This window comes from Bradyrhizobium sp. (assembly GCF_019244115.1).
Classification (GTDB): domain Bacteria; phylum Pseudomonadota; class Alphaproteobacteria; order Rhizobiales; family Xanthobacteraceae; genus Bradyrhizobium.
In genome coordinates, this window is record NZ_JAFATE010000799.1 from 1 (window position 1) to 2,651 (window position 2,651).

At 62.6% G+C, this 2,651-nt stretch carries 4 protein-coding genes and 1 pseudogene; 3 read left to right on the plus strand and 2 right to left on the minus strand.

The genetic code is table 11. From position 1 onward, the window contains the following. Window positions 1–143, minus strand: a 143-nt coding sequence (locus tag JOZ76_RS33910; RefSeq protein WP_291705743.1) for a VOC family protein, incomplete at its 3' end; no start/stop codon positions are given. Window positions 144–171: 28 nt separating this feature from the next. Beyond that, window positions 172–615: pseudogene (locus JOZ76_RS33915) on the minus strand (flavodoxin domain-containing protein). A gap of 102 nt (window positions 616–717) precedes the next feature. Here JOZ76_RS33915 and JOZ76_RS33920 point away from each other — a divergent pair. The 3 genes from JOZ76_RS33920 to JOZ76_RS33930 form a co-directional block, all read left to right on the plus strand. Further along, complete coding sequence (locus JOZ76_RS33920; protein ID WP_291705741.1) at window positions 718–1,653, plus strand: LysR family transcriptional regulator; 936 nt, start codon at window positions 718–720, stop codon at window positions 1,651–1,653. A 387-nt stretch (window positions 1,654–2,040) separates the two neighbouring features. Further along, window positions 2,041–2,259: a hypothetical protein gene (locus tag JOZ76_RS33925; RefSeq protein ID WP_291705742.1), complete on the plus strand. Its 219-nt coding sequence runs from the start codon at window positions 2,041–2,043 to the stop codon at window positions 2,257–2,259. Between the two features lie 35 nt (window positions 2,260–2,294). Further along, a partial coding sequence (locus JOZ76_RS33930) for a carbohydrate ABC transporter permease (protein WP_441300150.1) occupies window positions 2,295–2,651 on the plus strand: 357 nt, incomplete at its 3' end.

Genomic DNA, 2,651 nt, shown 5'->3' on the forward strand with positions numbered 1-2,651 from the left:
CCGTAGTAAAGGTGGTACGTGCCGGGATCGTCGAAATTGACGGTCTTTTTGACGAGCCGGAGCCCCAGCGTGCGGGTGTAGAACGCGACGTTTCGGTGCGCCGAGCCTGAGATCGCTGTGACGTGGTGAATGCCGTGAGTCATGGTGGTGTTTTCCAATGCGTATGTCGCCTCAAGCCGCGATCTTGGCGGCGATGGCGGCGTCGAGTTCGTTAGCAACTCGGTTGCCGCGAGCCGTCACCGCCCGCGATCGTCTTCGCTCCGTAGGGCGCGCCGCCCGTCACCTCGTCGAGACGCGACTGCCCCTGGAACGAATTAGGCAGGACGACCACCACCATGCCGAAGTGGAGCAGGTTGGTGATGAGCGAGAACATGGTCGTTTCCTGGCCGCCGTGCTCGGCCATGGCGTTGTAGTTCGGCAGGTCCTCGACGGTCGCGATCGGCGCGGTCTGATCGAGTTTGTAGCCGCTCTTGCGGGCTACATCCTCAGGCACGGTTTGGGGAACGCGCTTCACATCTACCTCGGCCCCGGCGGAGCGGGCGCCCTCGGCGACGGCTCGGCCATCATCTCGATATGGCCGTAGCTGGAGTAATAAAGGACGAGCACTTTGGACATTTTGCGCAATCCTGGGAAGCTTGTTGACCGATGGTCTGAATATTGCGCGTGCTGTTTTAGCCATAAAGGCAAACAATCGAAACTCATCGTTTCGGAGTATGCATGTCGCGCTTACCCGACCTCGAGGCCTGGGCCGTATTCGCCAAGGTGGCGGAGACAGGTTCATTCGCCCGCGCCGCTTCCGACCTTGATCTCTCAAAGGCGACCGTCTCCAAAGCTGTGAGCCGGTTGGAAGCCCGGCTCGGGACAAGTCTTCTCCACCGCACGTCGCGGCGGCTGGCTCTTAGCGAAACAGGCCGCGCCGTTGCAGAGAACGCCGCCCGCGTCCTGGCGGAAGCGGAGGCGGCCGAAGCGCAGGCCATGGCGCAATCCGCCGCCCCGCGCGGCCTGGTCCGGCTGGCGGCGCCAATGTCATTCGGGGTGGATCGTGTCGCTCCAATCCTGCCGGCGTTCCTGGAAAGCTATCCGGAGGTCTCAATCGACCTGCATCTGAGCGACCAGCAGGTCGACCTGGTGGGCGGCGGCTTCGACCTCGCGCTCAGAATCGCCGCGCTGGCGGACTCCAGCCTGAGAGCCCGGCGCTTGTGCCAGGTCCGGCGTCTGCTCGTCGGAGCGCCGAACTATCTCGATCGGGTCGGAAGGCCGCAGCATCCACGGGACCTGACGAGCCATGCATGCCTCGGGTACGCCTACCTGCCGAGGCCCGACCGGTGGACCTTCTCTCTTGCGTCCGGCGAAGAGGCCGTCGTGATCCCGGTCGGCCCGTTACGCGCCAACAACGGCGATGCGCTCATGCCGGCGCTGCGAGCTGGGCTGGGGCTGGCGATCCAACCCGAGTTCATGGTGTGGGGCGATCTCGCCTCGCGCCGCCTTGAGGCGGTGTTGCAGGATTGGTCGCTGCCCGAAATCGCCCTCAATCTCGTGACGCCCCCGAGCGGATTGCGGCCACTTCGGGTGTCGGTTCTGATCGAGCATCTCACGAAAACGTTGTCCGCAGCGCCATGGGCGGTTGCGGTCGAAAAAGCGAGATCCGCCTAGCGCTAACCTGACCTTTGTCAGTTCTCCGTAAAACAATGGGAAGGATCGGAGCAGTAGGACGTTGAATTTTACGTTCTCGCCGCAATTGCCGGATTTGTCTTCGGCACCGAGTCAGCAAGGGCGGCCGACGGTGTTCGTTTCACCGCAACTAGCGTGGCACGAAACTGGCGACAAAGCGCTCAAGCACGGCGCTATGTCCGTACCGGAGGGTCGCCCGTCAGTGAGTTGGACGGCGCGCGAGAAGAAATATTATCGCATCGCGATGGGCCTCCCCTGACACGCTGATCTCGAGAAGCGAACTCACCGCGGCGATCGCTTCCGCCGCGGCGGCCTTGCGGACCGAACGACGATTTGCCGCGCTGGCGAAAGGAAGGGGTAGGACTTTTTGTGAACGGCGGCAGGCTTGAAGTGCTGCAGACACATCGTTCGGACGCGAGCGCCGAGTTGGGGCGCTGGGTGTTCCGCCTTGTTTCCGCGGTGCTGGTCTTCGTCGGAGGGCTGCAGATTCTCAATGCGGCCGGCATGGCCGATTTCGGCCTGACCGATTGGCGTCCGTTTTGCGCTTCCTCTTATGGAGCGTCGCGCTTGGCGCCAACCAGGCGCTGACCCGTGGCGTGGCTGGGCAGCAGGCCGTTTTTGTCTTGCCGGCCCTGCTCTTCACGCTCGCCATGGTGATTTTTCCGACCCTGTTTGGACACTACTTTGCCTTCACCGATTGGAACCTCAACGGGGCGTCCCGTCACCACTTCAATGGCCTCGACAACCTCATCACGCTTTGGAACGACGCCTATTTCTGGAACGCGCTCGGCGACATGATCTTCTACGTGTCGAGCGTGCTCGCCCAATATGCCATCGCCTTCGGGCTCGCCTTGCTCCTCAACGCCGATATCCGCGGTCGGAAATTCTTTCGCGTGGCGTTTCTGCTCCCCTTCATGTTGAGCCCCGTCGCGGTGAGCTGGATGATCGGCAAGTCGATCATGGAGAACCGCTTCGGTCCG

Coding starts and splice junctions, on each gene's coding strand:
- JOZ76_RS33920 (WP_291705741.1), top strand. CDS start 718: ATGTCGCGCTTACCCGACCTCGAGGCCTGGGCCGTATTCGCCAAGGTG.